The organism is Deinococcus sp. NW-56 (assembly GCF_002953415.1).
GTDB lineage: Bacteria > Deinococcota > Deinococci > Deinococcales > Deinococcaceae > Deinococcus.
Genome location: NZ_CP026516.1, coordinates 1,505,472 through 1,531,689 on the forward strand (window position 1 = coordinate 1,505,472; position 26,218 = coordinate 1,531,689).

At 70.7% G+C, this 26,218-nt stretch carries 22 protein-coding genes; 10 read left to right on the forward strand and 12 right to left on the reverse strand.

The genetic code is table 11. From position 1 onward, the window contains the following. Positions 1-2 precede the first annotated feature (2 nt). Entirely contained in the window at positions 3-638 is a 636-nt protein-coding gene (locus C3K08_RS07480; protein WP_104990731.1) for an AAA family ATPase, read from the forward strand. Here C3K08_RS07480 and C3K08_RS07485 read toward each other — a convergent pair. Further along, positions 635-1,897: a MalY/PatB family protein gene (locus tag C3K08_RS07485; protein WP_104990732.1), complete on the reverse strand. Its 1,263-nt coding sequence runs from the start codon at positions 1,895-1,897 to the stop codon at positions 635-637. The genes C3K08_RS07480 and C3K08_RS07485 overlap by 4 nt on opposite strands. Before the next feature lie 41 nt (positions 1,898-1,938). Beyond that, positions 1,939-3,225 carry an aspartate--tRNA(Asn) ligase gene (gene aspS / locus C3K08_RS07490; protein ID WP_104990733.1) on the reverse strand — a complete coding sequence of 429 codons (1,287 nt, stop codon included), beginning with the start codon at positions 3,223-3,225 and terminating at the stop codon, positions 1,939-1,941. Between the two features lie 221 nt (positions 3,226-3,446). Between aspS and C3K08_RS07495 the strand changes: the two genes are divergently transcribed. The 3 genes from C3K08_RS07495 to C3K08_RS07505 are packed head-to-tail and all read left to right on the forward strand — an operon-like array spanning position 3,447 to position 5,927. Further along, positions 3,447-4,487, forward strand: a complete 1,041-nt coding sequence (locus C3K08_RS07495; RefSeq protein WP_234009005.1) for a 3'(2'),5'-bisphosphate nucleotidase CysQ — start codon at positions 3,447-3,449, stop codon at positions 4,485-4,487. A gap of 53 nt (positions 4,488-4,540) precedes the next feature. Then, on the forward strand, positions 4,541-5,056 hold the full coding sequence (locus C3K08_RS07500) for a GNAT family N-acetyltransferase (protein WP_234009006.1): 516 nt from the start codon (positions 4,541-4,543) through the stop codon (positions 5,054-5,056). After that, positions 5,037-5,927: a D-2-hydroxyacid dehydrogenase gene (locus C3K08_RS07505; protein WP_104990735.1), complete on the forward strand. Its 891-nt coding sequence runs from the start codon at positions 5,037-5,039 to the stop codon at positions 5,925-5,927. The genes C3K08_RS07500 and C3K08_RS07505 overlap by 20 nt, the downstream gene beginning before the upstream one ends. A gap of 62 nt (positions 5,928-5,989) precedes the next feature. Here C3K08_RS07505 and C3K08_RS07510 read toward each other — a convergent pair whose 3' ends face one another. After that, positions 5,990-7,129, reverse strand: coding sequence for an acyl-CoA dehydrogenase family protein (locus tag C3K08_RS07510; RefSeq protein WP_104990736.1), 1,140 nt, complete (start codon positions 7,127-7,129; stop codon positions 5,990-5,992). Between the two features lie 150 nt (positions 7,130-7,279). Then, the gene (locus C3K08_RS07515) at positions 7,280-8,347 is read right to left on the reverse strand and encodes a peptidoglycan bridge formation glycyltransferase FemA/FemB family protein (protein WP_104990737.1); all 1,068 of its coding nucleotides are present in this window, start codon (positions 8,345-8,347) and stop codon (positions 7,280-7,282) included. Between the two features lie 68 nt (positions 8,348-8,415). Between C3K08_RS07515 and C3K08_RS07520 the strand changes: the two genes are divergently transcribed. From C3K08_RS07520 to C3K08_RS17890, 4 genes are all read left to right on the forward strand, one after another. Further along, positions 8,416-9,468 (forward strand): peptidylprolyl isomerase, encoded by a 1,053-nt coding sequence (locus tag C3K08_RS07520; RefSeq protein WP_104990738.1) that lies wholly within the window; start codon positions 8,416-8,418, stop codon positions 9,466-9,468. A gap of 352 nt (positions 9,469-9,820) precedes the next feature. After that, on the forward strand, positions 9,821-11,386 hold the full coding sequence (locus tag C3K08_RS07525) for a S8 family peptidase (RefSeq protein WP_104990739.1): 1,566 nt from the start codon (positions 9,821-9,823) through the stop codon (positions 11,384-11,386). A 120-nt stretch (positions 11,387-11,506) separates the two neighbouring features. Beyond that, a complete protein-coding gene (gene ddrA, locus C3K08_RS07530; RefSeq protein WP_104990740.1) occupies positions 11,507-12,112 on the forward strand; it encodes a single-stranded DNA-binding protein DdrA in 606 nt (201 codons plus the stop codon). Next, positions 12,109-12,279, forward strand: coding sequence for a hypothetical protein (locus C3K08_RS17890; RefSeq protein WP_158679878.1), 171 nt, complete (start codon positions 12,109-12,111; stop codon positions 12,277-12,279). The genes ddrA and C3K08_RS17890 overlap by 4 nt, the downstream gene beginning before the upstream one ends. Before the next feature lie 54 nt (positions 12,280-12,333). On the opposite strand, the gene C3K08_RS18895 is transcribed toward C3K08_RS17890, so the two are convergent. From C3K08_RS18895 to C3K08_RS07555, 5 genes are all read right to left on the reverse strand, one after another. Next, the gene (locus C3K08_RS18895; protein ID WP_369848161.1) at positions 12,334-14,808 is read right to left on the reverse strand and encodes an ATP-dependent RNA helicase; all 2,475 of its coding nucleotides are present in this window, start codon (positions 14,806-14,808) and stop codon (positions 12,334-12,336) included. A 94-nt stretch (positions 14,809-14,902) separates the two neighbouring features. Beyond that, positions 14,903-15,865, reverse strand: coding sequence for an NAD(P)/FAD-dependent oxidoreductase (locus C3K08_RS07540; protein WP_104990741.1), 963 nt, complete (start codon positions 15,863-15,865; stop codon positions 14,903-14,905). After that, positions 15,865-16,557, reverse strand: a complete 693-nt coding sequence (locus C3K08_RS07545) for an SDR family oxidoreductase (RefSeq protein ID WP_104990742.1) — start codon at positions 16,555-16,557, stop codon at positions 15,865-15,867. Before C3K08_RS07545 ends, C3K08_RS07540 begins: the two co-directional genes overlap by 1 nt. Positions 16,558-16,566: 9 nt before the next feature. After that, the gene (locus C3K08_RS07550) at positions 16,567-16,911 is read right to left on the reverse strand and encodes an inorganic diphosphatase (RefSeq protein WP_104990743.1); all 345 of its coding nucleotides are present in this window, start codon (positions 16,909-16,911) and stop codon (positions 16,567-16,569) included. A 58-nt stretch (positions 16,912-16,969) separates the two neighbouring features. Further along, positions 16,970-20,821, reverse strand: coding sequence for an ExeM/NucH family extracellular endonuclease (locus C3K08_RS07555; protein WP_234009007.1), 3,852 nt, complete (start codon positions 20,819-20,821; stop codon positions 16,970-16,972). 252 nt (positions 20,822-21,073) lie between these two features. Between C3K08_RS07555 and C3K08_RS07560 the strand changes: the two genes are divergently transcribed. Further along, entirely contained in the window at positions 21,074-22,507 is a 1,434-nt protein-coding gene (locus C3K08_RS07560) for an NAD(P)/FAD-dependent oxidoreductase (RefSeq protein ID WP_104990744.1), read from the forward strand. A gap of 37 nt (positions 22,508-22,544) precedes the next feature. Here C3K08_RS07560 and C3K08_RS07565 read toward each other — a convergent pair whose 3' ends face one another. The 3 genes from C3K08_RS07565 to C3K08_RS07575 are packed head-to-tail and all read right to left on the reverse strand — an operon-like array spanning position 22,545 to position 24,813. Continuing rightward, positions 22,545-22,817: a hypothetical protein gene (locus C3K08_RS07565; protein ID WP_104990745.1), complete on the reverse strand. Its 273-nt coding sequence runs from the start codon at positions 22,815-22,817 to the stop codon at positions 22,545-22,547. Between the two features lies 1 nt (position 22,818). Continuing rightward, positions 22,819-23,994 carry a hypothetical protein gene (locus tag C3K08_RS07570; protein WP_104990746.1) on the reverse strand — a complete coding sequence of 392 codons (1,176 nt, stop codon included), beginning with the start codon at positions 23,992-23,994 and terminating at the stop codon, positions 22,819-22,821. Positions 23,995-24,018: 24 nt separating this feature from the next. Next, positions 24,019-24,813, reverse strand: coding sequence for a nitroreductase family protein (locus C3K08_RS07575; RefSeq protein WP_104990747.1), 795 nt, complete (start codon positions 24,811-24,813; stop codon positions 24,019-24,021). A 99-nt stretch (positions 24,814-24,912) separates the two neighbouring features. On the opposite strand from C3K08_RS07575, the gene C3K08_RS07580 reads away from it, so the two are divergent. Beyond that, entirely contained in the window at positions 24,913-26,208 is a 1,296-nt protein-coding gene (locus C3K08_RS07580; protein ID WP_104990748.1) for a replication-associated recombination protein A, read from the forward strand. Positions 26,209-26,218 lie beyond the last annotated feature (10 nt).

Genomic DNA, 26,218 nt, shown 5'->3' on the forward strand with positions numbered 1-26,218 from the left:
GGTTGAACGCGGGTTCACCGGCGGGGCAGCTCATTGTCGTCAACGGGACGTCCAGCGCAGGCAAGACGACCTTTTGTGAGGCGCTGCAAGACGCGCTCCCCGAGCCTTACCTGCTCACGGGATACGACGCTTTCTGGGCCAGCATGCCCGCCCGCTACTTTCCCTGGGAGACGCACGAGGAGGACGGCATTCGGTACGTCACCGGGGTTCAGGCAGGACGGCCCAGCACCACGTTGCAACTCGGGCCGGTGGGACAGCGCACCGTGTCGGGCGGTCATCACGCCGTGGCCGCGCTGCTGGCCTCGGGCCACAATGTGATCGCGGACGTGCTGTTCGTGCACCCCGACTGGTTCGCGGAAGCGAGGCGGCTGTGGACCCCCTTCGCTCCGCTGTGGATCGCCCTGAAACCTCCCCTGGCGGTCAGCGAGGAGTGGGAGGCGGGGCGGGAAGCGACCCTGGCGGGCCGACCCACTGGCCTCGCGCGGGGCCTCTTCGCCGCCGTCCACGCCCACGGTCCCCCCGACCTGGAACTCGATTCCTCGCGGCGCTCTGCCGACGAGCTGGCTCAGGCGGTCGTGGCCTGGCTGGGCCGTGGGCGTCCCCAGCCTTTTGGCGGGATGGGGACACGCGGCCGTTAGCCTCCCGCCTGGTTCGCCCGCTCCAGCGCCGCCGTCATCCGCTCCAGCGCCTCGATCAGAATCGGGCGGCTGGTGGCAAAGTTGACGCGCACGCAGCCCTGGTAGCGCGTGCCCTCCTCCCCCGGCGCGAAGAGGGGACCGCCCTGCACGGCAACGCGGGCCTCGTCGAGGAGGAACTGCTGCATGTCGGCAGCGCGGGGATGCGCCCGCAGGTCCAGCCAGCCCAGGTAGGTCGCCTCGGGCGGCGAGAAACGTGCCCAGGGCAGCCGCGCCTCCACGAAGGCCGCCATCACGTCGCGGTTGCCGCGCAGGTAGGCGACCGTCTCGCGCAGCCACGGCCCCGCTCCCTCCAGCGCCGCCCGCCACGCGGTCACGCTCAGGGTGGAGGGGTGGCCCATCAGCCCGCCCGCCGCCCCACGCACCCGCTTGACGAGTTCGGGGTCATGGCCCACCATCACGCCGATGCCCAGGCCCGCCGTGTTGTAAGCCTTGGCGGGGCCGGTCAGCGTCACCGTGCGGGAGCGCACGCGGGGGTCGGCGGCAAAGGACTCGAAGGGCACGTCCGAGAGCCGCAGGTCGGCGTGCAGTTCGTCGGACATGACCTGGAGGTCGTGGCGAAGCACGAAATCGCGCAGCCGCTCCAGTTCTTCTTTGTCCCAGACGCGCCCGCTGGGGTTGTGGGGGTGGCACAGCAGCAGCAGGCGGCAGCCGGGGGCGGCGGCTTCCAGAGCCTCCCAGTCGATCTCCCAGCGTCCGCCCGAATCTCGCGGCTCGCGCAGCGGCGCGGCGGCCACCCGGCGGCCCTGGGCCGTGATCGCCTGATGGAAGGGGTAGTAGATCGGCGTCATGGTGAGCACGGGTTCGCCCGGCGCACTCAGGGCCGCGACCGCCGCGTAGATGCCCGGCACCACGCCCGGAATGAAGGAAAAGCCTTCGCGCGGCAGGTCGGTCAGGCCGTGGCCCGCCAGCTTCTCCCCGAGGGCCGCGATCAGGCGGGCGTCCCCCATCATCTGCCCGTAGCCCAGCCCATGCGTCAGGCGCTCCTGCAACGCCTCCACGATGGCAGGCGCGACCGGGAAGTCCATGTCGGCCACCCATAGGGGCAGCACGTCCTCCGGGTAGAAGGTCCACTTCATGCTGTCGGGATGGCGCAGCGTGGCGGGGTCAAGGGAGCTGTAGGGGGAGGCGGCAGGCTCGGGAGCCAGTTCGGGCACCTCCAGCTCGGGCTGGTCGGGGGTGGGGAGGTCTGGGTGGGTCATGGGAGGAGCATACGCCGCTCTCCCGACCCACCCGGCGGTCCTCAGGGCGTCAGCCGGTGGCGGTCGCGGGGGAAGGCCCGCGCAAAGCGCACGTTGCCGATCCCCAGCAGCCGCGCGGTCAGGCGCTCGGCGCCGATGGCGAAGCCGCCGTGGGGGGGCATGCCGTACTTGAAGACCTCGGCGTAGCCCGCGAGCGCCTCCGGGTTCAGGCGGTAGGCCGCGATGGATTCTTGCAGCATGGGGTACTCGTGGATGCGCTGCCCGCCCGACGTGATCTCGATGCCCCGGAACAGCAGGTCAAAGCCGCGCGTCAGGCCCTCCCCCTCCGGGTAGGCGTAGAAGGGCCGGGCGGCGCGGGGGTACTTCGTGACGAAGACGAAATCGGTGCCTTCCGTCTCCGCGTAGTGCTGCGAGAGCAGGCGCTCGGCCTCCGGGTCGAGGTCCTTGCCGCCGACCGGGTGGCCGTACTTCTCCTCCACCAGCCGCCGGGCGTCCAGCAGCGGGATGCGCGGAATGTGGGCGGGCACCTCCGGCAGGGTGGCCCCCAGCAGGGCGAGTTCGGGGGCCGCGTGCTCGCGTAGCCGCTCCATGATGGCGGCCAGGACGCGGGTTTCCACGTCCATCACGTCCTCCTCGGACTCGATAAAGCCCAGCTCCACGTCCAGCGAGAGGTACTCGTTGAGGTGGCGGGAGGTCGCGTGTTCCTCGGCGCGGTAGACGGGCGCGACCTCGAAGACACGCTCGAAGACGCCCACCATAATCTGTTTGTAGAGCTGCGGACTCTGCGCGAGGTACGCCGGATGCCCGAAGTAGTCGATGGGAAAGAGGTTCGCGCCGCCCTCCGCCCCCGCCGAGACGATCTTGGGCGTGCTGATCTCGGTGAAGCCCTCGCCCCGCAGGTGGTCACGGAAGGCTGAGACGAGTTCGGCCTGCACCTTCAGGATCGCCCGCTCGCGCAGGCCGCGCACGGTGACCACCCGGTAGTCCAGCATCGTCTCGGGGTGAACGTGCCACTCCATCTTGGGGATTTCTACGGGGGGCGGCTCGGCGGCGGGGGTCAGCACCCGGAAGGACTCCACCTGCACCTCGTACCCGCCGGGGGCCTTGGGGTGGGCGGTGACGCGCCCGACGACCTCGATGCTGCTCTCCGGCAGTGGCAGGTCCAGCCCGCTCCCCACGCACTGCACCAGCCCCGCGCGGTCGCGCAGCACCAAAAATTGCACGCCCCCCAGGTCGCGGCGGGCGTGCAGGAAGCCTTGCAGTCGAACGGTCTCTCCCGCGTGGGCGGGAAGGGCCGAGGTCAGGGTGCGGGGAAGCGTGGTGGTCATGATGGTCTCCTGGGGCAGGCGGGGCGAAATAAGGCGAAATAGGAAAGCCCCCGACTCCTTTGATGGGGGGTCGGGGGCGCGGCGATGCTGCGGCGAGACGTCCCCTACCGGGGATCGTCATTCAGGTTCACGGGGGTGACGCGGGCCGCACTCATGCCGGGAAGTGTAGCGGGCGCACCCTGAGGCGTCAACGCGGGGGGCCGGGGGGTATCTTCGGGGGCGTGGACCTCAAGCCCGAACTCGACACCGCCGCGCGGCTGGCGCGGGAGGCAGGAGCGCTGCTGCTCGCCCACCTCGCGCGGGGGGTCACGGCCCAGCAGAAGACGGGCGCCGACGATCTCGTGACCGCCGCCGACCGCGAGGCTTCCGACCTGATCCTGGCGGGCCTGCGCTCGGCCTTTCCGGGAGACGGCCTCCTGAGCGAGGAAGCCGCCGATGACCCGGCCCGGCGGGGCCACGAGCGGGTCTGGATCATCGACCCCATCGACGGCACCAAGGAATTCACCTCGGGAAGCCCCGACTATGCGGTAAGCATCGGGCTGGCGGTGGGCGGCAAGCCGGTGCTGGGCGCGGTGTACGCCCCGGCCACCGATGAGCTGTTCGCCGGGGCGGTGGGCCTGGGGGTCACGAGGAACGGCGAGCCGACCGGGTTCGCGGGCCGCGCCGGGTACGTGGTCAGCGTGTCGGACACCGAGTTCCGGCGCGAGTTGCACGCCCACGACCTCCCCGGCATGGCCCCCAGCGGCTCCATCGCCCTGAAGCTGGCCCGCATCGCGAACGGCGAGGCCGACGTGACCTTCTCCATGAGCCCGCGCTCGGAATGGGACGTGGCGGGGGGGCACGCGCTCCTGCGGGTGCTGGGCGGCGACCTGCGGCGGCGCGACGGGCGGCCCATTCGGTACAACTCCGCCCGGCCACACCTGGAGCAGGGGATCATCGGCGGACGACCGGACGCGCTGGCGTGGCTGGAGGGCGAACTCGCGCGGCGGGGTCTCCCCACCGCCCACCTCGGCCTGACCCCGGAGGACCCCGCCTGGTCGACCCTCGCGCCGGGGGATCAGGCGGCACTGACGGGTCATCCCGGCGTCTGTGTGCGGCACGGGGGCGGGCGAGCACTGGCCCTGATCGTGGTGGGACCGGGCGGCGCGGTGGAGCGAGCGGAGGGCGACGCCTTCCACCTCGACCGCCTCTCGCGCGACGTGACGCGGGCGCTGGGCACCCTGGACGCCGCCGCGCCCGTCCCGGAGGGAGGCCCGCGCTGACCGGGGACGCCGCCGTCCCTGCCCCGCGCTGGGGCCGGGTCACTCTAAGGCCCTTGCCCGCCCTCGGGGCGGAGGAGTGGGCGACCCTCTACCGCTTCTTCCGCGACCGCGAACTCGCCGACTGGAACGGGGCCAAACCCATCCGGCTTCCGGAGTGGCTGTTCAAGCGAATCATGCTGGAGGAGGAGGGCACGGGCGAGCGGGCGGGGTTCGGGGTGCTGGATGAGCGCGGCGACCTGATCGGCAGCGCCGAGCTGTACGACCTCCACCCCGCGCCGCCCCTGCCTGCCCGCATCGGCACCCTGGGCGTGATGATCGGCCTGCGGACGCTCTGGGGTCAGGGCTACGGCCGCGAGGCGGTCATGGCCCTGCTGGCCTGGGCCTTCGAGGGCCGCGAGGTGCCGCTGACACGGGTGCGCCTGACCACCTTCGGGCACAACCGCCGGGCGCAGCGGGCCTTTGCCGCCTGCGGCTTCCGCGAGGTGGGCCGCTCCCAGGTGGGGGACCACACCGACGTTCATATGGAAATCACGAGAGGAGAGTGGCTGGATGCGCGTGCTGATGCCTGACCTGCCCGAGTTCCGGGCGCTGACCGTGGAGGGCCTGACCGCTCTCCCCTACCGCAATGGAGACCTGCCGGACGGCGAGGCCGAGGGCGTGGTGCTGTGGGGCGCGAACGCCGAGACGCGCTCCCAACTCTTCACCCGACTAGGCCTGCGCTGGGTGCTGACGCTCACGGCGGGCATCGACCATGTGCAGGGCCAGTTGCCGCCCAGCGTCGCTCTGTACAACGCCAGCCCGCTGCACGCCCGCGCGGTCGCCGTCCATACGCTTGCCGGGATGCTCGCCGCCGCGCGGGGCCTGCACCGCTTCCGGGACCAGCAGCGGGAGGAACAGTGGCAGCCCCGCCGCGACCTGGCCACGCTGGAGGGGGCGAGCGTGGTGGTGTGGGGTTACGGCCACATCGGGCAGATTCTGGAGGACCTGCTGGCCCCCCACGGCGCCCACGTCACCGGGCTGCGCTCGGCCACCCCACCCGCCGAGCGGAATGCGGCGCTGGCGGAGGCCGATTGGGTGGTCCTGCTGCTGCCCGACACGCCGCAGACGCGCGGCATCGTAAATGCGGATGTGCTGGCTCGCCTGAAGCCCGGCGCGTGGCTGAGCAACCAGGGGCGCGGCTCGCTGGTGGACACGGACGCGCTGCTGGCCGCCCTCGACTCCGGGCGCCTCGGCGGCGCGGTGCTGGACGTGACCGACCCCAAACCGCTCCCACCGGGGCACCCGCTGTGGGAGCGGGAAAATGTCATCATCACGCCGCATATCGCCAGCACGACGGCGGACCTGACAGCGCGGGGGGCGGGGTACACGCGAACCTTCCTGGAGGCGCTGGCGGCGGGCCGGGAACCGGAAGGACGAGTGGAGACGGGAAGGGGGTACTGAGGCCCGGATTCCAACACGAAGCCCCCGGCACATTCACCGGGGGCTGTCCTCGTGCTTGAGCTTTACTTCAGCAGATTCCGGCTGATCACCACGCGCTGAATCTCGTTGGTGCCCTCGTAGATCTGGTTGAGCTTCACGTCGCGCAGCAGCTTTTCCACCGGGTACTCGCCCACGTAGCCGTAACCGCCGTGCACCTGAATCGCCTCGTTCGCGGCGTCGAAGGCCATCTCCGAGCAGTAGGCCTTGGCGATGGCACTCTCCATGCCGTGCGTCAGGCCCTGATCGACCAGCCACGCGGCCTTGAGGTACATCAGGCGGCCCGTCTCCACGCCCATCGCCATCTCCGCGAGCTTGAACTGGATGGCCTGGAACTGCGAGATGGGCTTGCCGAAGGCCTCGCGCTCCTTGGAGTACTTCACGCTCTCGTCGAGCGCCCGCCGGGCGATGCCCACCGACCCTGCCGCGACCGGGATACGGGTCTTGTCCAGCGTCTTCATGGCGATCTTGAAGCCGTCGCCCAGGCCGCCGAGCTGGTTCTCCCTGGGCACGCGCACGTTCTCGAACACCAGCTCGGAGGTCAGCGAAGCCCGTTGCCCCAGCTTGTGCTTGATCTTGTTGTAGGACAGGCCGGGCGCGTCCTTGGGCACCACGAGCGCGACGGTCGCCTTGTGTCCGCCCTGCTTGTCGGTGGTGGCGAAGACCACGGTGATCTCGGCCACGCCTCCGTTGGAAATCCACATCTTGGTGCCGTTGATGACCCACTCGTCGCCGTCGAGCACGGCGGTGGTGTGCATCCCGGCGGCGTCCGAGCCGTTGTTGGGCTCGCTGAGCGCAAAGGCCGCGAGGCTGGGCTTTTCGGTCATGGGGGCCAGGAAGCGCCGCTGCTGCTCCTCGGTGCCGCCCACCAGGATGGGCGTGATGCCCAGCTCGGAGGCCATCAGCACGGTGTAAATCCCCATGCAGCCGTAGGCAAGTTCCTCGCCGATCAGGCACTCGTCCACCATGCCCAGCCCCAGCCCACCCGCGTGTTCGGGAATGGCGACGTTGAGCAGGCCGACCTCGAAGGCCTTTTCGACCACCGGCCAGGGCAGTTCTTCTCTCTGGTCGTACTCGCTGGCGACCGGAATGATCTCCTTGCGGGTGAACTCGCGGGCAAGCTGCTGAAGCTGTTTCTGTTCGTCGGAGAGGGAGAAATCGATCATGGAGACTCCTTGAAAGAGGGGGTGAATTGAACTCGGTTCAAGGTAACACGGGGAGAGCGTGTCGCTTGTGGTCGGTGGCTTGTAGAGGCCGGGACGTGGAAGCTGAGGTAGACGCCCCTCTACACGCCAAAAGCCACGGGCCACACGCCCTTACAGCACGTCGTCCGCGCTGCCCCGTTTCTTCACGTTGTTGCGCGTCTTGCGCCAGCGCAGGGCCTTCACGATGGCGGGCGCGGCGGGGTTGAGGGTCAGGTCATAGGCGGGGTACCACACCCGCTCTTCCGAGAATTTCAGCTTCATCTTGAACACGCCGTAGGAATGCTTGCTCTCGTCGAGGACGCGCGGGATGCCCCAGAAGTCGAACAGCTCATAGCCCCGGCGCTTGGCGTCCAGCATGGCATTCCAGTAAAAGGCGTCGGGGGCCTTGGCGTCCTTGTACGGCGTGCCGTCAGGCTGCACGCGGTCGTCACGCACGCTGCCACCGAAAAGGTAGGCGGTCGTGGTCCCCATCGCCAGGAAAAAGCCGCCCGCGAGCGCCTTGCCCTCGTAGCGCGACAGCACGAGATACGCTTCGCCGCCGTAGGCATTGCCCTCGCGCAGCATCGTCTCGTAGTAGGCGCGGGGAAAGGCGCCGAGTTTGGCCCGCTCGTTGGTGGCGGTGAAGATCTCCCAGAAGGCCTCGAAATCGTCGTCGCGGCCCGCCACCACCCCCAGCTTGGCGGAGGCGCGGACGTTGCGCCGGGCCATGGAGTGCAGCCCCGCGAAGAGATCGTCCTCGGACCGGGTCAGGTCCGCGACGATGGTGTGCTCGGGCTGCTCGGTCTCGGCGCGGCGGAAGGGGCCGTAGTCGGACGGAACGACCGCGCGGCCATCGGCGGGAACGGGGTGGGGCGGCTCGATCTTGAGCAGGGCGTCGGTCGGGCGGGCGACCCTGCGCACCGCCTCGGCCACGGCGGGCAGCAGGTCGAGCGATTCCAGCGCCGGGCCGCGCGGGGCGTACAGGGTCGAGAAGCCGGGCACCAGCCGCTTACGCAGCAGTTGCAGCGCCCCCACCGTCTGCCCGCCCTGGCCCTGAATCAGGAACCGCAGCGGCTCCTGCCCCAGCGTGCGCCGCGCCTCGCCGTAGCCCCAGCCTTGCAGCGGGCTGGTGATGGGAAGCGAGCGAACGGCGTCGTCGTACACGCGGGGGTCCTGGGTGGGCACGAGGGTCAGGCGCATCGGGGGGGATTGTAGCAGCGGGCCTCGGCGGGGGGCCGCTCTCCCCCCGGCCGCGCTACAGTGGGCAGATGCAAAAGAGCCTCCTGACGCTCGCGCTGCTGCTCGGCGGCGCGGCCCTGGCCCAGAGCACGGGCACGCCCCCGACTACGCCCGCTGCTCCGGCGACCCAGACGCAACCGGCCCCGGCCGCACCTGCACAAACCCCGGCGGCTCCGGCCACCACGACGCCCGCCGACCCCCAGACGGTCGTGGCACGCGTGGGGGGTGAGACGGTCACACTGGGCGAGTACGAGCGGGCCTTCCGGCTGGCGGTGGCGCGGGTGCTGAACTCGCAGGGGATTCCCTACTCGGAAGAGGCGCTGGCGCAGTTCGCCGAAGCGCGGCCCCAGTTCCTGACCCAGTATGCCCGCGACCGGGCGGTGTACCAGCTCGCCCGCCGGGGCACGGCGGTCACGGCGGCGCAGGTGGACGCCCAACTCGCCGAGACCCACGAGGGCTTTGACACGGACGCCGCCTATGCCCAGGCGCTGGCCGCCAACGGCTTTGCGAACGAGGCCGAGTTGCGGGCCGATATCGAGCGCGAGCTGGTCGTGGACGCCTACCTCGAGGGCATCAAGTCGCGCCTGAAGTTCGGGGACGCCCTGGTCGCCAGCTTCTACCAGCTCAACCGTCAGTCCTTTAACCGCCCGGCGCAGGCGTGCGTGCGGCACATCCTCGTCGCCACGCAGGCCGAGGGGCAGACCATCCTGCGCGACCTCGCGGCAGGCGGGGACTTTGCGGCCATCGCCCGCGAAAAGAGCCAGGACCCCGGCAGCGCGGCCGAGGGCGGCGAGCTGGGCTGCATCGAACCCGGCGAGACGGTCGAGCCGTTCGACCGCACGTCCTTCGCGGCGCCCCTGAATCAGCCGCAACTCGTGCAGTCCGAGTACGGCTGGCATGTCCTCGTCGTGACCCGCCGCACCCAGGCGGGCGTCGCCCCGCTGGCCGAAGTCGCGCCTGTCATCCGCGAGCAGCTCGCCCGCGACGCGGCTCAGAAATACCTTGACTCACAGCTGGCCCGCGTCACCATCACCACCACCCCGGCAGCTCTCCCCGCCCCAGCTCCCGCCTCCAGCCGCTAGACGTCTCAAGCTCCGCGGCCTCCTCTGCAGAGGGGGCCTTTTGCATTTTGGCTAAGGACCATCACTTCCGTCACACTTCGATCCGGGTCAGGTCACGGATGGGTCACAGGTGAGAACACCGGGATGAAAACTCATTCAAATGATCTACGATTCGGCGGTTTTTGAGCATTGTGAAAACCGATACGTAGACGTTTATATCATTCGATAGGCAAATCCCCATTTTCGCGGCCTGTCTAGATGTTTGCATGAAGGCATTTTCAACCCTCGTGATACATCAATGGCGTCGGCACAACACGCCTCGTATTCCAGTCTCGCCCGAGGCACCTTTCCCGTATTGCTTGGAGGACCATTCATGACTGCACGCCCCCTGCTCAGCTCGCTCGGTCTCGCCCTGCTGCTCGCTTCCTGCGGTGGTCAGACCCCGACCTCCCAGACTCCCGCCGCGCAGGTGCCGGACACGTCGGCCACGCAGCGCCCCGCGCGGACGCTGGCGCCCCTGCTGGGCACGGATAACCCGGACGCGGTCGCGGGGCAGTACATCGTGGTCTTCAGCGAGGGTGCGGCCCCGAGCAACCTGGGCGCGCAGGACGCGGGCGGGCTGATCCGGGCGCTGAACCTCGATCCCCAGGGCATCACGGTGCAGCACCTGTACTCGCAGACCATCCAGGGCTTCGCCGCCCGCCTCAGCCCCCAGAACCTCCAGGCGCTGCGGGCCGACTCCCGCGTGAAGTACATCGAGCAAGACGGCGTGATGCGCATGACGGCCACGCAGAGCGGCGCGACCTGGGGCCTGGACCGCATCGACCAGCGCAACCTGCCGCTGGACGGCAACTACGTCTACAACTCGACCGCCAGCGGCGTGAAGGCGTACATCATCGACACCGGGATCAACACCGCGCACACCAACTTCGGGGGCCGTGCGGTGTGGGGCACCAACACCACCGGCGACGGCAACAACTCCGACTGCCAGGGCCACGGGACCCACGTGGCAGGCACCGTGGGCAGCAACACCTGGGGCGTCGCCAAGGGCGTGCAACTCGTGGCCGTCAAGGTGCTGGGCTGCGACGGCTCCGGCACCAACTCGGGCGTGATCGCGGGTGTGAACTGGGCCGTGAGCAACAAGGGCAGCGGGGCGGCCGTGGCGAACATGAGCCTCGGCGGCGGCTTCAGCCAGGCCGTGAACGACGCGGTGAACAGCGCTGCGAGCAAGAACCTGATCATGGCGGTCGCGGCAGGCAACGAGAACCAGAACGCCTGCAACGTGTCCCCCGCCAGCGCCGCCAGCGCGATCACGGTGGGCAGCACGACGAACACCGACGCCCGCTCGTCCTTCTCGAACTACGGCTCGTGCCTTGACCTCTTCGCGCCGGGCAGCAACATCACCTCGACCTGGATCGGCTCGACCACCGCGACGAACACCATCAGCGGCACCTCGATGGCGACCCCCCACGTCGCCGGGTCGATCGCCCTGCTGATCGCGGGCGGCAACACCACCAACAGTGCGGTCACGAGCGCCCTGCTGAATGGCGCCACCACCGGCAAGGTCACGGGAGCGCAGACCGGCAGCCCCAACCGCCTGCTGTACACCGGCACCGGCACCACGACCACGCCTCCCTCGACCGGCACCACCACGACCTACACGGGCAGCGTGAGCAGCCGCACCAGCTCCTACAAGCCTGGCACGAGCGGCTTCTCCTACGCGGGCGGCACCCTGAAGGGCACCCTCAGCGGCCCCTCGGGCACCGACTTCGACCTCTACCTCCAGAAGTGGAACGGCAGCACCTGGGCCGACGTGGCCGCCAGCGAGAGCGCGGGCAGCACCGAGAACATCAACTACGCGGCGGCGAGCGGCACCTACCGCTGGGAGGTCTACGCCTACTCCGGCAGCGGCTCCTACAGCCTGACCGAGACAAAGTAACCTTTCCCCCGCACTTCCTCCAACTGCCCCGGCTCCGGCCGGGGTCGTTCCGTATACGACTCTGTTCCTCCTGATTCATTCTGTCTTGACCGTAACAGCGTTACGTTATAAACTAAACGCATGAAGTTGAGCGATGTTCAGAAACGACTCCAGGCTCCGTTTCCCGCTCATCTGGTGGGATGGAAGCCGCAAGCCTTCAATGGGGAGCGTACCCGCGCCCTGCTGCTCGCCTACGTGGATGCCCGCGCGGTGCAAGACCGCCTGGACGCGATCTGCCCGGACGGCTGGAGCTTCGAGATCGAGGTGATTCCGGGCACCCAGCACCCCACCGTCAAGGGCCGCCTGACCGTGCTGGGCGTGACCCGCGAGGACATCGGGGAGGCGGGCGAGGGCGAGTACGGGACCCTCAAGGCCGCGTCGTCGGACGCGCTCAAGCGCTGCGCGGTGCAGTTCGGCATCGGGCGTTACCTCTACGACCTGCCCAAGCAGTGGGCGGACTGGAATGACCAGCGGCGTGAACCCGCCGTCACCCCCGAGTTGCCCGAGTGGGCACGCCCCGATCACGAGCGCAGCCCCGGCGGAGCGCACCTCGTGCAGGCGATGGAGCAGCTCAAGTACGAACTGCCCGAGGACCTCGACCTCCAGCGCGAGGTGTACAAGCACCTTAAAGCTGCCCTGGGCAGCCTGCACACGGCCCCGCAGGGCGGACACGGACGGGCCGCGTGATCGGCACGGCGCGGGGCACCGCCGCCCGCCCCCGGCGCGGGTGGAGCGCCCCCCGCCCGGCCCCGGTGCAGGACCTGGCCCCCGCCTCCCCGCGCCACGTCGCCGCCGTCATGCTGGGCGTGATGGGGCTGATGCTGGTGGGCGGCACCCTCGCTCAACTGCTGTAAGCCTGGAGAGGAAGGTGGGAGACGCATATGACGTCTCCCACCTTCCTTTTTGCTCTACAGGCGGCGCTTCGTCGCCCCCGTCGGCACGTGGCTCCAGGGGTCGTCCGGCCAGGGGTGCTTGGGATAGCGGCCGCGCAGGTCCTTGCGCACCTCGAAATAGCTGCTGTTCCAGAACGAGCGCAGGTCCTGGGTCACCTGCACCGGGCGCCCGGCGGGGGAAAGCAGGTGCAGCAGCACGGGCGTGCGGCCCCCGTTCACGGCGGGCGTTTCGGCCAGGCCGAAGAGTTCCTGCAACTTGACGGCGAGAATGGGAGGCGATCCGTCCGGGCGATACGCGAGGCGCACGCGCGAGCCGCTGGGGACGGGGAGGTGCGTGGGGGCCAGGTCGTCCAGGCGGGCGGGCAGCGGCCAAGGGAGCAGGGCTTGCAAGGCGGGCAGCAGGTTCACGCGCCCCAACTCGTCGCGGGTGCGCACCCCCGTGAGGGAGGGGCCGAGCCAGCCTTCCAGCGTCTCCAGCAGGCCGGAGTCGGAGAGGTCGGGCCAGTCCTCGTCCGGGCGCCACTGCCGCAGGGACTCCACGCGGGCGCGGAGTTGCTCGGCCTCCGGGGAGAAGGTGAGGAGGTGCAGACCCTCGGCGCGGATGGCCCCGGCGAGAGCGGCCACCCGTTCCCCGTGAGGCAGGTCGCGCAGGGGTCGCGAGTCCAGCACCAGCGCGCCCACCCGGCGCTCGCGGGCGGCCACCAACGCTCCGGTGCGGGCGTCCCAACGCACGGCGTCCTGCCACTCCGCACGGGCCTCCAGCGCGGCGGGGTCGAGGGGCGCGGCGAGGTAGATGCGGCCCTCCCCGGTCCCCGCGTCGAGGTGGGCCACCGCGAGGGCAGGCGCTCCCGCCAGCGCGTCCCCCTCCGGTAGCCGCGCCCCCTGGCCCCCGCGAGCAGGAAGCGGCCCCCACCCCCGCCCGTGCGAGCGCCACCCGCTCCGGGTAGGCGAGGGCGACGAGCTGCCCCACCGCGAAACCATCGGGCGGCAAGTCGTCGGAGCGGACGCCCAGTTCGCGCCGCCACTGCCGCGAGAGGCGTTCTGCCCGGTCGAGGACGCCAGGCTCTCCCCCACCCCGCTCGCCCCGACGCCACGCCCGCAGCGCCGCGACCCGGTCGGTGAGGTCGGCCCCCGTCCCGGCGCCGAGGGGATCGCGTTCTTCCAGCAAGGCGGCCACGTCGGCGGCCAGTGGCCCCAGCCCCAGCGCCTGCCCGTCGTGCAGCAGGTGCGCGAGGCGGGGGTGGGTGGGCAATTCCAGCAGCGCCCGGCCCCGCGCGGTAATGCGAGCCTCCCCGTCCAGCGCGTCCAGGTCGCGCAGCAGGGTGCGGGCGGCCTCCACGCGGGGGCGGGCGGCGCGTCGAGCCAGGCGAGGGCGGCGGGGTCAGGCGCACCCCACCCGGCGAGTTCCAGCGTGAGGGGGGCGAGGTCGGCCTCCACGATCTCGGGGGGGCGGGCAGCGGCCAGCGCGGCGTGGGTGCGCTCGCTCCAGAGGCGGTAGGCCACGCCGGGAGCGGTACGGCCCGCGCGTCCGGCCCGCTGCTCAGCGGCGTCGCGGGTGACGCGGTTGGTCACCATGCGGGTCAGGCCCGTGCCGGGGTCGAAGGCCTGGGTGCGGCTCAGGCCCCCGTCCACCACGATCCGCACCCCCTCCAGGGTCAGCGACGTTTCTGCGATGGAGGTCGCCAGGATGACCCGCCGCCGACCGGCCGGGTCGGGCAGAATCGCCCGCCGCTGTTCGGCCAGCGGAAGGTCGCCGTAGAGGGGCAGCACGAGGGCGTCCACGCTGGACAGCGCCGCCATCGCCCCCCGAATCTCGCGCACACCGGGGAGGAAGGCGAGCACGTCGCCCTCTGCGTGGGCGGCCAGGGCTTCCCGCACCGCACGGGCCACCGCGTCCTCCACCCGGCCCGCCGGGTCGGTCGGCAGGTAACGCACCTCCACCGGGTAGGCCCGCCCCGCACTCTGCACCAGCGGTGCCCCCAGGCGTTCCGGCAGGGCGGGATCGAGAGTGGCCGACATGACGAGCACCCGCAGGTCCTCCCGCAGCGCTCCCCCCACCTCACGCAGCAGGGCGAGGGCGAGGTCGGCGTTGAGCGACCGCTCGTGAAACTCGTCGAGGATGACCAGCCCCACCCCGGTCAGTTCCGGGTCGCGCTGGAGACGGCGCGTCAGGATGCCTTCCGTGACAACTTCGATGCGGGTGCGGTCCGACACCCGCGACTCGAAGCGCACGCGGGAGCCCACCGTGCCGCCGACCTCCTCGCCCAGCGTCTCCGCGAGCCGGGCGGCCACCGCGCGGGCCGCCACCCGCCGGGGCTGGAGCATCACGATGGACCCGCCCCCCAGCCACTCCTCGTCCAGCAGCGCGAGCGGCAATCCGGTGCTCTTGCCCGCGCCGGGCGGGGCTTGCAGCACCACCAGCGGGTGCGCCGCGAGCGCCGCGCGGAGGTCGGGGAGCACCTCGAAGACGGGGAGGTCGGTCAGGCTCACGGGGAGGATGGTAGCAGCGGCACCCCCGGCAGGGTCAGCACGTCCCGCAGGTCGGGCAGAGTCCCGTCAAGATCGAACAGGACCGCCCGAACCCTCAGGACGCCTCGCCTCCGCTGGGGGGGGCACCTCCCTCCCCATCCGGTGATTTGTGAAAGGCCGCGCCCAGACGGCGGACATTCTCGTGAATCAGGGTGGTATTCAGGGAGACGGCGGCGAGCATGCCGCTCGCGGCGGCGCTCATCACGTACTGCGGGGCTCCTGTCATGTCCCCGGCGGCCCACACCCCCCGCATGCTGGTCATGCCGTGCTCGTTGACGATTACGCGGCTCTTGGCGTTCAGCTCGCAGCCCAGAGAAGCGGGCAGGCTGCTGCGCTGCACCTGGGTGGGGTTGAGGAACATCGCGTCCAGCGTCAGCCGCTCACCGTTCCGGAAGCGCACCCGCACGGTGTCCTTTCCCTCCAGCCGCAGAATCGGGGTGGAGATCACGGGGATGCCCACCCGCCGCAGGTCCTCGCGCTGTTCGTCGGTCAGCTCGTCGGGGCCGTCGGTGAGGAGCACCACCCGATCGGACCACGCCCGCACGCTCAGGGCGAGGTGATGGCCTTCCTGATGCGAGCCGAGCACGCCCAGCGCCGATTCACGGTTGGGCCAGCCGTCGCAGTAGGGGCAGTGGTGGACGGTCTGGCCCCAGCGTGCGCGCAGGCCCGGCACGTTGGGCAGCACGTCGCGCACCCCGCTGGCAAAGAGCAGCCGCCGGGCCTGAACCCAGCCGCCGTCGTGCCGCAGCGCGAAGCCGTCCCCCCAGGGCCTCACCTCGCGGGCCACACCGGGGCGCACGGTCACCGGGTAGGGCGCAAGGTCAGCCAGCCCCAGGGTCTTGAGCTGGGTGGGCGCGGCCCCGTCACGCGTGAAGACCCCGTGGGCCGCCTGGGAAGCGGCGTTGCGCGTAGGCCCGCCGTCCAGCAGCAGCACCTCGCGCCGGGAGCCGCCGAGCACCAGCGCGGCATTCAGGCCCGCCGCCCCCGCCCCCACGATCACGGCGTCGTAGCGCTCCACTAGCGGACCCCAGGGCGCACGGTCACGTCGGTGAGCATGGCGTCGCGCGGAGCCTCCAGCACGAACTGGATGGTTGCCGCCACCGTCTCCGGGGCGATGTAGGCGTCCGGTTGGTATGCGCCGCCCTCCTGCGCCCGCACCGACTGCTGCATGGGCGTGGCGGTGCGGCCCGGATAGACGCTGGAGACGCGCACGCCGTGCCCGGCTTCCTCCTCGCGCAGGGCATCGGCCAGCGCCCGCAGCGCGAACTTGCTCGCGGCGTAGCTGGCCCAGCCGGGGTTGGCCCGCAGGCCCGCCCCGCTGTTCACGAACACCACCGTGCCGCGCCCTTCCCGCACGCGCGGCAGCAGCAGCCGGGTCAGCTCGGCGGGAGCGACCACGTTCACGGCGAGGGTGTGGGTCCAGACCGGATGGTCCTGCTCTGCCACCGCACCCAGCTCCACCACCCCCGCGTTGTGGACCACGTTCGTCACGCGTCCCAGGTGCGCCAGCGCCGGGGCGAAGGTCTCCGGCCGGGTGAGGTCGAGGGCCAGCGGCGTGCCGCCCACCTCCGCGCAGAGGGCGCCCAGCCGTTCGCCCTCCCGCCCTTGCAGGATCAGGCTGTGGGTCCCGGCGAGTGCCCGCGCCAGCGCCGTACCGATGCCGCCCGTGGCCCCGGTGATCAGGGTGACGGGCCGCTGTGAAGTCGTCATGGGGGCACGCTAGCGCAAGAGGCGCACCCTGAAATATCGCTCCTGAAACCAGGTGGCCTTCATGATCTCCTCGTCCGGCCAGCGGGTCCCGTGAGGAACCACGACCAGCTTGTCCTCGCGGTCATCCTCACGGACGATCACGGCCGTGACCACGCCCCCCGCCCCCTGCACCGGCACGTCCCAGCCCAGCAGGTAGGCGTCGATGGGGTGGCCGTCGCCGCTGATGGTGCCCGGAATCTCCCCATAGTTCACCGGGTAGATCAGCTCCGGCCAGCGCGGATGGACGCTGCCCAGCGGACGGTCCACGACGACGCGCACCGTCCGACCGAGGTAGGAGGAGAGGTCGGGCTTCATGGGGGGAGGATAGAGAACCACCCCACCGGTAGGGGTGGGGTGGCGGGGAAGGGCAGCGTCAGTTGCAGACGTTCAGGGGGGTAGCGCTGTTGCGCGGAGCAGGCGCACCCGTCACGAAGTCGTCGCCATTCTGGTTGGTGTCCTGGCAGCCGTTCAGCTTGCGGAAGATGGAGGTGGTGTTGGACGGGGCCGGAGTGTTCGCCGTGCCCTCGCGCTCACCGGCGCCCGTGCCGAAGCCGACGAAATCAATCACGTCACTGTCCGACGCACCCGTGATGGCCTCGGCATTGCCCACCAGCGCGATCTTGCCGCCGGTTCCTCCCAGGGCTAGGCTCCCCGTCGCATCCGGCGTGGGCAGGGCGGGGGCCGACGCATTGCTCCCGTCGGCCAGCTTGACGAGGTAGTACGCTCCGGGCGCGATGGTCGCCGTGGGCAGCGCGAAGGTGTTGCTGGCAGAGAACGTCGCCGTGTTGCCCGCGTACTGGAGGCTCAGTCCGGCCGTGCTGACGGGCACCGCGCTGCGGTTAAACAGCTCCACATAGTCGCTCCGCAGGGGCGCCCCGCTGTTGCCGCCGCCGCCATAGACCTGGCTGATGACAAGCTTCCCGAGTGCAGGGGACGCCTGCACGGGTGCCTGCACCGTCACCGTCAGGGTGGCCGTGCTGCTCACAGTGCCGCTGGCGGCCTTCACCTCGTAGACGTACTCGCCAGGCGCAGTGGTGCTGGACGTGGTGACCTTGACCTCGAAGCCCTGGCCACTGGCGACAGTCGCTGGCACCGTGACCAGCTCAGGCGCGTTGTTCAGGGCCGTGACGCTGAGCTTGAGGTCGCCGCTCACGTTCTGCGCGGAGGTCGTGAAGGTGCGGGTGACGGCGGGCGCTCCGGCCGTGACGGTCAGGCTGGCCGTGCCGGGCGTCAGGCTCACGCTGGGCGTCGTGGCGGGCGGCGTGTCCGACTTCAGGTTCAGGCCGACGAGGACCGGGTCGTGGTCGCTGGAGCGGAAGGCGTCGGGCTGGAACAGGTCGGGGGTGGTGCAGGCGGGCTGGCCGTTACTCACGCTGGTGCAGTTGGGGTTGTTCTTGAACTCGACGTTGTAGTCGAGGAAGGTCGGCTCGTCGCTGTTGACGTGCCACTCGGTGATGCCGGTCACCTGGCCGCTCAGCGCGGTGCTGGACAGAGCATGGTCGAGGTAGCCGAACTGCCCGCCGAACTGGTACGAGTAGCGGTCCTCGGCAGGGATACGCTTGTTCAGGCTCTCGAAGCCCCCGGCGGTCAGGGTGCGGATGGGGTCTTCCTCGCCGTAGCTGTTCAGATCGCCCATCAGAAGGACGTCCGGGTCGCCCGAGGTGGTCTGCACGGTCTTGACGAAGTTCAGCAGTTGCCTGGCCTGCTCCACCCGCTTGAGATTCCAGCAGCCCTGGCCCTGATCGGTGTCGGTCGTGTTGCCCGTGCCGCACCCCTTGCTCTTGAAGTGGTTGGCGACCACGCTGAACACTTCGCCCGTGCCGTTTTCGCGGAAGGTCTGGGCGACGGGCGGGCGGTCGTTGATGCTGTTGGTGTCGGTGAGGAACGAACCGACGGGCGTCACCTTGCCAGGCTTGTAGATCACCGCGACCGTGATCGCGTCGGTGCCCACCTTGCCGGTCTTGACGGCGGCGTAGGTGCCCGCTCCCGCCTTGGCGTTCAGGGCCGCGACGAGGTCCTCAAGCGCCACGTCGCCGTTGTTCTGAATCTCCATCAGCGTGATCACGTCGGCGTCGAGGCCGAGCAGCGTGCTGACGACCTTGGCCTTCTGGCGCTCGAACTCGTAGGCGCTGTTCGCGCCACGGTCGGCGCTTGTGAAAGACGTGAAGTAGTTCAGAACGTTGGCACCCGCCACGCGCAGGCTGCCGCCGACAGGCTTCGGCGCCGCCTGACGGGGGTTGGCCTCCACGAACTGGGGCGCGGCGGTCGGTTCGAGCTTGAAGACGTTGTTCGCGTAGCGCAGCAGGCCCGTCAACCCACTCACGGTGTCGCCGGTGCGCCGGGTGTTCGCCCCGCTGAGGTAGGGAAGGGTCGCGGGGTTCTGCGCGTTGCTGGCGTCGTTCAGCACGATGCGGCGCAGGGCCTGGGTCGCCGCCGTCTCGCCGGACACGTTGCCGTTGGTGGGAATAAACAGCCGCCCCCCGCTGGACAGCCCGAGTTCGCCGTAGCGGCCGTACCCGTAGTTGTCGGTCACGGTCATGACCTGCGGGATGGTCACCAGCATGTTCTCGTACTGCTCGAGCTGGTCGAGGCTGTTGACCGGGAAGGTCAGCGTGACGGGCTTAGCGACCTGGGTGCCGCTGCACTTCTGGAAGGTGGTGACGCTCTCGAGCTGGGTGGCACCGAAGTATTCCTTGACGGTGCCGCTGACCTGCACCACGTCGCCCACGGCGACCGTCTGGCGGGTGCCGCCCGTGAAGACGAAGAGGCCGTCGCTGGTCGCGTCGTTGCCGTCGGGGGCGACCTCCTGAATGGAGAAGCCGCCCAGACCCGCCTGGAAGTCGCTGGTGACCACGCCGCGCACGGTGACGGTCTGGCCCGCCAGCGGGCTGGCCGCGCCGCTGCCCTGCACCGCGCCGATGTTGGTGACAGTGCCTGTAGGGGCCGGGCAGGTGGGCGCCGTCTCGCCACCTGCGCCGAAGGGCAGGGACACCGCCGTCCCCTCGGCCGCAGCGGTAAAGGTCTGCACCTCGCCGTCACGGACCTGCTCGCCGGTGATGGCGCGGGGCTGCACGGTGTAGGTGTAGCCCACCGGCAGGCTGAGGGTGCCGCTCCAGTTGCCCTGCCCACGGGGCACGAGTTCCAGCGTGTAGGTCTTCTTGAGGTCCTGCGGGCGCAGGCTGGCGGCGCCCAGGCTGGCGTCGGGCGCCGTGATGGTGGCCGTCACGCGGTCGGCCTCCACGCCCGTCACGCCCAGGGTCACCGGAGCGACGTTCGCGCCGATGTCCACCGTGACGTTGCCGGTGGTCGTGTCGAGGACGTTCACGGTGACGCCGCCCGTGCTGCTCAGGCCCGCGGTGTTCCGGACAGTCACGCTGACGTTGCGGGTGCCGGGCGCCGTGTAGGTGTGCGTGGGGTTGAGTCCGGCGCTCTGACCACTCACGGTCAGGGTCTCAGTCGCGCCGTCGCCCCAGTCCACCGTGACCGTCTGGAGCTGGGCGCTCCCGGTCTGCTGAGCGCCGATGTTCAGGGTATAGAGGGCATTCTTTTTGACGGTGGCATCGGCCGTGAGGGTCGGCGCAGCGGGCGCCACCGCCGTCACGACCTCGGTCAGGGGCACGCTGACCACCGCGTCCTGCTCGCTCAGGCGCAGGGTGGCGGTTCCCTGCTGCTGGAGGGCACCGTCGGTGCTCCGGCCCTCGACGACCACGGAGATGGCCCGGCCGGTCGGCACACCCTGAAGGGTGCCCGTCGCCGTGCTGCCGCTGCCGATCAGGCGGGCTTCCAGGGCACCGACCTTGGCCACGAGGACATTGCTCTTGGCCATCACGCCCGTTGCGGTGACCTGAATGGCGCTGGTCAGGCGGTTCATCCGCAGGGCGATGGGCGCCTCGTCCTTGAACTGCACCGCGCTGCTGCCCTTGTACAGCACGACCTTCTCGGCGTCCGCTCCGTCGTAGCCCCGCGCGACGAGCGTGTAGGCGCCCTTGACGAGGTTGGGAACCGTGAAGGTGGCCGCGCCGTTCTTGACCGTGGCGGTCAGGGTATGGACCTCGCCCTGGGTGGCCGCCTCGGTTCCGCGCACCTCCAGCGTGACCTGAGCCACCTCGTCCGGCAGGGACAGCGCCTGGAAGATCGCCTTGCCGGTCGAGGCGTCGGGGGCCTGGGGAGTGCCGGAACAGGCGGAGAGCAGCAGGGCAGCGGACAGCAGCATTCTCTTCTTCATGGGTTCTCCTGAGACAGAGCCGGAGGCTCGGGGACACACAGCGGGATTCCGGCAGGGCAAACCCGCCGGAAAGACCCGGCGCACCCTGCCTGGATGAGCAGACTATAAAGCTTCGGTGACAGAGTTCCAGGCCCCCGTGACAATTGTGTGAGAGGTGTTGTGTTTTCGGCCGGGCCAGTGGGACGGGCGCGAGCAGAGGCAGGCGCGGCGGCCCCCCTGCGCTGCGGCTGGAGAGCGTGTCACAGTAACGGGGTGTCCCCCCCCGATGCCCTCGTCGTCGGCGCTGGTCCCAACGGGCTGGCTGCGGCCATCACCCTGGCCCGCGCGGGGCTGCGGGTGAAGGTGTTGGAACGCAATGCCGCACCCGGCGGAGGCCTGAGCAGCGCTGAGCTGACCCTGCCCGGCTTCGTCCACGACGTGGGCAGCGCGATCCATCCGCTGGGGTACGCCTCGCCCGCCTTTCGGGAGTGGCCGCTCCACGCCTTCGGGCTGAGCTGGGTGCAGCCGGACGCCCCCTACGCCCAGGTGCTGGAAGACGGCTCAGGCGTGGTGGTCGAGCGCGATCTGGACGTGGCGGCGCAGGACTTCGGGTGGGATAAGGCGGCGTGGCAAGCCCTCTTCGGGCCGCTGGTGAAGGGAATGGACGCTCTGCTGGACGACGTGCTGCGGCCCCTGCCCCGTTTACCCCGCCACCCGCTCCTACTCGTCCGGTTCGGACTGCGGGGAGTCCCCCCGGCCACGTGGACGGCGGGCCTGCTGCGGACCCCGGAGGCGCGGGCGGCGTGGGCAGGGCTGGCGGCGCACGCCAATCTGCCACTGTCCACACCGGGAACGGGCGCGGCAGCCCTCGTGCTGGGCACGCTGGCGCACGGGGTGGGGTGGCCCTTTCCGCGTGGGGGGGCACAGGCCCTGACAGACGCGCTGGTGGCCTACCTGCGCTTCCTGGGCGGCGAGATCGAGACGGGGGTGGACGTGCGGCGCCCGGCGGACCTCCCCCCCGCCCGCGCCGTATTGGTGGACTCCAGTCCCGCCGTGCTGCTGGACATTCTGGGGACTCGCGTGACCCCCTCCTACCGCGCCTGGCTGAGCCGTTACCGCTATGGCCCCGGTCTCCTCAAGCTCGACTACGCGCTGAGCGGACCGGTCCCCTGGCGCGACCCGGCGGTGGGACGGGCGGGGACCGTGCATCTGGGCGGCGGGTTGGAGGCGATCACGCGGGCCGAGGCAGAAGTCGCGCAAGGTGTTGCTCCAGAGCGCCCCTACGTCCTCGCCGCCCAGCACACCCTCTTCGACCCCACGCGGGCACCCACCGGGGGCCATACCTTCTGGGCCTACGCGCACGTCCCGCCGGGCACGCCCGACACCTACGCCGGGACCATCGAGGCGCAGATCGAGCGGGCGGCCCCCGGCTTCCGCGACCTCGTGCTGGGGCGGCGGGTGACGAATGCGCGGGCGCTCGAAGCCCTCAGCCCGGTCTTCCGGGGTGGGGACGTGAACGGGGGCCGGGGCGACCTGTGGGGGCTGCTGGCCCGCCCGGTGCCCACCCCCACGCCCTACCGCACGCCTGTGCCCGGCGTGTATCTCTGCTCCAGCGCGACCTCGCCCGGTGGGGGCATCCACGGGATGAGCGGGTATTGGGCGGCGCGGGCGGTGCTGGGGGACGTGTTCGGCATCCGGGAGAGCTGACCGGTCACCTGCACCCGCCCCCCGTGCCGGGCGTCCTTCAATCCCCCACGAACACCTGCCGCTCGTACCCGCTCGCCACGCCCACCTCCGGCAACCCGGTCTCGGCGACCTCCCGCAGACGGGTCAGCACCAGGGCCAGGGTCGGCCCCTCGCCGTACATCCGCACGGCCTCGTCGGTGAGCAGGAGGTCCAGCCCGCGCGTGCCCTCCCCGTTGCGGACGCGAAAGATCTCGCCGTGGGGGTCGGGGAGACGCTCGACGGTCACGCCGGGTGGGAAGCCCTCGCGGGAGACGAGTGCAGGGAAGTCCATCTCAGGCCTCCACCGTCTCCAGGTGCCCCGGCGTCAGCGGCTCGCGCAGCAGTCGGGCAAAGCCGTCCGTCCCCTCACGCTCCATCCATCCGCGCACGAGGTCGCCGCCCACGCTGTAGGTGAAGATGTACGCCCGGAAGGTCGGCTGCGAGATGAAGCGCAGGCTCTGGCGGGCGCGGGCCTCGCTGGCGGGAGCGTAGTGGCGGATAAAGTCGAGCACCTCGGCCTCCGGGCGGCCATCGGCGTGCAGCATCAGCGCCGCCGTGCCGCTGACGCGCTTGAGACCCTCGCGGGCGCGGCCCGCCGCCAGGAACGCCCGAAGGTCGTCGGGGTCCAGACCCGCCACACCGGCCAGCTCGCCCGTCAGCCACGCCTCGACCTCCTCCCGACTCATCAGCGCCCGCAGCGCGTTCGTGGCGATCCCTTCGGAGACCACGCACTCGGGCGCGTTGATGAGTTGGATGGAGTGTTCCCACCAGCCGCGCCCGCGCACCAGCCGCGCCTCCTTGGTGGCGTGCTCGGTGTGGTGGCCGGGGTAGCCCTCGTGGGCGAGCAGGTCGGGCAGGGCGGGCAGCAGCACGGGGAGGTCGGTGTTGATGTCGATGCGGCTCTTGAGGTTGCCCAGCGGCCAGTTGTACCCACTCCATGGCCTGTCCTGCACCAGCCCGATGGAAAAGTCCTCGCCGTCCGGCAGTCCGAAGCGCTCGCGGGTGCGCTCCCGCAGGGCCGCGAGGATGGGGTCGGCCACCCGCAGAATGTCGTCCACAGGAAGGGCCACCCGCGAGCGCAGAGCCTCCTCGCGTTCCTCCAGCGTCCCGGTGCCGGGCAGCGCTGCGTCCAGGGTCCGCAGGGCCGCATCCAGCTCGGCCTCCTCCGCCCGTACGGGGTCGATGTCGTAGAGGCCGCGCACCTCCTCGGCGTAGGGGAGGTTCTCGCCCTTCAGCAGCCGGGTCATCGTGACCATCGCCCGCACCTGCACGGTCAGGAAGCCGCGCCGGGCGGGGTCCTCCACTCCCGCCACCTCGTCGAGCAGGGCCAACGCCTCGGCGTGCAGCTCGGCGGGGTCGCGCCGGGTCCGGTCGGCCCATTCGGCGGGGCCGCCGTAGCCGTCGATATAGCCTTCCGAGTGCGCGTCGATGGCGTGGGCGAGGCGGATATAGCGTTCGGCGGGGTCCATAGGCGTGAGGATACGGCCTGCCTGCTACCGGGTGCCCTCCGGCAGAAAGCCGTGCTCGGCCAGAAACGCCGCGATCCGAGCGGAGTCGGCGGCGTGGCGGTCGGGGTCGTACTTGTAGGGACTGGTGTAGAACTGCGCCAGCGACATGATGCCGCCCTCCTCGGCCTTCGCCCGCAGCCGGGGGTCGGCCATGTAACGCTCCCAGCCGCGCACCTCGCGCTCGCGGTAGAGGTCGTCCAGTTCGGCCCCGTCCGGTACCCGGTACGTCTCGTCGTGGACAAAGGCCCGCAGCGGCAGGCGGTCGCGCTTGCCGGGAGCCTCGTCGGGCACGCCCACGACGATGCTGGTCACGGGCACGCAGCTTTCGGGGAGGCTCAGGAACTCGGCGATCTCGCGCATCGCGTTGAGGGTGGTGCCCATGTAGCAGATGCCGTAGCCGCGTGCCTCGAAGCCCAGGCTCACACTCTGCGACAGCAGCACGGCGTCGAAGGCGCCCACGTGGTAGCCCAGCAGGTTGCCGAAGTTGTCCCGCGCCCCGCGCCGCCGCAGCCACGTCCGCCTGCGGTGCCAGTCGGCGCAGAAGGTGACCACCAGCGGTGCCTGCAACACGAAGTCCTGCTCCCCGTGCAGCTCGTATAGCCGCCGCTTGCGCTCCGGGTCGCGGGTCAGGACCAGTGAATAGCTGTTGAGGTTCCCCGACGACGACGTGCCCGTGATGGCCTCGTGCAATACCTCGTCGATGACCGCTTGCGGGATGGGGTCGGGCCGGTACTGGCGGATGGAACGGTGCCCGGCGAGGGCCTCGGGGACGGTCTGCATGGGCCGAGTGTAGGGCCGCCCATCCCTCGCCCGGCTCCGAAAGGTTCCGCAAGGTTGCTCTGGCCCGTTGCCGGTGGGCCGCGTCCTATCCTCTCCCCCGTGACCCTCTTTGACCCACCCGCCCCCCTCGCCGAACGCCTGCGCCCGCGCACCGTCTCGGAGGTCGTGGGGCAGACGCACCTGCTGGGGCCGGGCAAGCCGCTGACCCGGCTGCTGGCCTCCGGGCGGCTGGGGTCGCTGATCCTGTGGGGGCCGCCCGGCGTGGGCAAGACGACCCTGGCCCGCCTGATCGCGGGCGAGGTCGGCGCCCACTTCATTCCGCTCTCGGCAGTGTCGGCGGGCGTGAAGGACGTGCGCGAGGCGGTCGCGGAAGCCGAGCGGCTGCGGGGACGCGGGCAGCGCACCATCCTCTTTCTGGACGAGATTCACCGCTTCAACAAAGCGCAGCAGGACGCCCTGCTCCCGCACGTCGAGTCCGGTCTGCTGACCCTGGTGGGCGCCACAACCGAGAATCCCAGCTTCGAGGTCAACCCGGCCCTGCGGTCGCGGGCGCGGACGCTGGTGCTCGAACCGCTCTCGCAGGAGGACGTGCGCGGGCTGCTGGAGCGTGCCCTCTCCGACCCACGCGGCCTGCCGGGGGTGACGGCTCAGCCCGAGGCCCTCGACCTGCTGGCCCGGCTGGCGGATGGGGACGCGCGGCGGGCCTTGAGCACGCTGGAGGTGGCCGCGACCCTGGCCGACCCGGTGACCCCCGAGGCCGTCACGGAGGCCTTTGGCCGCCACCTCCCCGCGATGGACAAGAACGGCGAGGACTTCTACAACCTGATTTCCGCGTTGCACAAGTCGGTGCGGGGGTCGCATGTGGACGCTTCTCTGTACTGGCTCGCCCGCATGATCGAGGGCGGCGCGGACACGATGTACGTGACCCGCCGGATCGTGCGGATGGCGGCCGAGGACATCGGCCTCGCGGACCCGCAGGCACTGCGGCTGGCGGTCGCGGCCCGCGACACGGCGGAATTTCTGGGCAGTCCAGAAGGCGACCTCGCCCTCGCGCAGGCGGTCGTGTACCTCGCGCTGGCTCCCAAGAGCAACTCGGTCTACGTGGCGTGGAAGAACGCGCTCAACGCCGTGCGGGAGGGCGAGAACCTCCCCATCCCCCTGCACCTCCGCAATGCCCCCACCGCGCTGATGCGGGGGCAGGGGTACGGGAAGGGCTACGCCTACTACTTCGACGACCCGGAGGGCAGCTTCGAGCAGAACTACCTACCCGATGGGGTGCAGCTCGACCTCTACGCCCCGACCGGCGAGGGCTGGGAGGCGCGGGTCGCGGAGCGCTGGCGCAAGCTGCGGGAGGCGCATGGGGAGGCAGAAGCGATACCGGACGCGGAGGCTTGAACGCAAAAAA

Coding starts and splice junctions, on each gene's coding strand:
- C3K08_RS07485 (WP_104990732.1), bottom strand. CDS start 1,897: ATGACCCACCCAGACCTCCCCACCCCCGACCAGCCCGAGCTGGAGGTG.
- aspS (WP_104990733.1), bottom strand. CDS start 3,225: ATGACCACCACGCTTCCCCGCACCCTGACCTCGGCCCTTCCCGCCCAC.
- C3K08_RS07505 (WP_104990735.1), top strand. CDS start 5,037: ATGCGCGTGCTGATGCCTGACCTGCCCGAGTTCCGGGCGCTGACCGTG.
- C3K08_RS07510 (WP_104990736.1), bottom strand. CDS start 7,129: ATGATCGATTTCTCCCTCTCCGACGAACAGAAACAGCTTCAGCAGCTT.
- C3K08_RS07515 (WP_104990737.1), bottom strand. CDS start 8,347: ATGCGCCTGACCCTCGTGCCCACCCAGGACCCCCGCGTGTACGACGAC.
- C3K08_RS07520 (WP_104990738.1), top strand. CDS start 8,416: ATGCAAAAGAGCCTCCTGACGCTCGCGCTGCTGCTCGGCGGCGCGGCC.
- C3K08_RS07525 (WP_104990739.1), top strand. CDS start 9,821: ATGACTGCACGCCCCCTGCTCAGCTCGCTCGGTCTCGCCCTGCTGCTC.
- ddrA (WP_104990740.1), top strand. CDS start 11,507: ATGAAGTTGAGCGATGTTCAGAAACGACTCCAGGCTCCGTTTCCCGCT.
- C3K08_RS07545 (WP_104990742.1), bottom strand. CDS start 16,557: ATGACGACTTCACAGCGGCCCGTCACCCTGATCACCGGGGCCACGGGC.
- C3K08_RS07550 (WP_104990743.1), bottom strand. CDS start 16,911: ATGAAGCCCGACCTCTCCTCCTACCTCGGTCGGACGGTGCGCGTCGTC.
- C3K08_RS07555 (WP_234009007.1), bottom strand. CDS start 20,821: ATGAAGAAGAGAATGCTGCTGTCCGCTGCCCTGCTGCTCTCCGCCTGT.
- C3K08_RS07565 (WP_104990745.1), bottom strand. CDS start 22,817: ATGGACTTCCCTGCACTCGTCTCCCGCGAGGGCTTCCCACCCGGCGTG.
- C3K08_RS07570 (WP_104990746.1), bottom strand. CDS start 23,994: ATGGACCCCGCCGAACGCTATATCCGCCTCGCCCACGCCATCGACGCG.
- C3K08_RS07575 (WP_104990747.1), bottom strand. CDS start 24,813: ATGCAGACCGTCCCCGAGGCCCTCGCCGGGCACCGTTCCATCCGCCAG.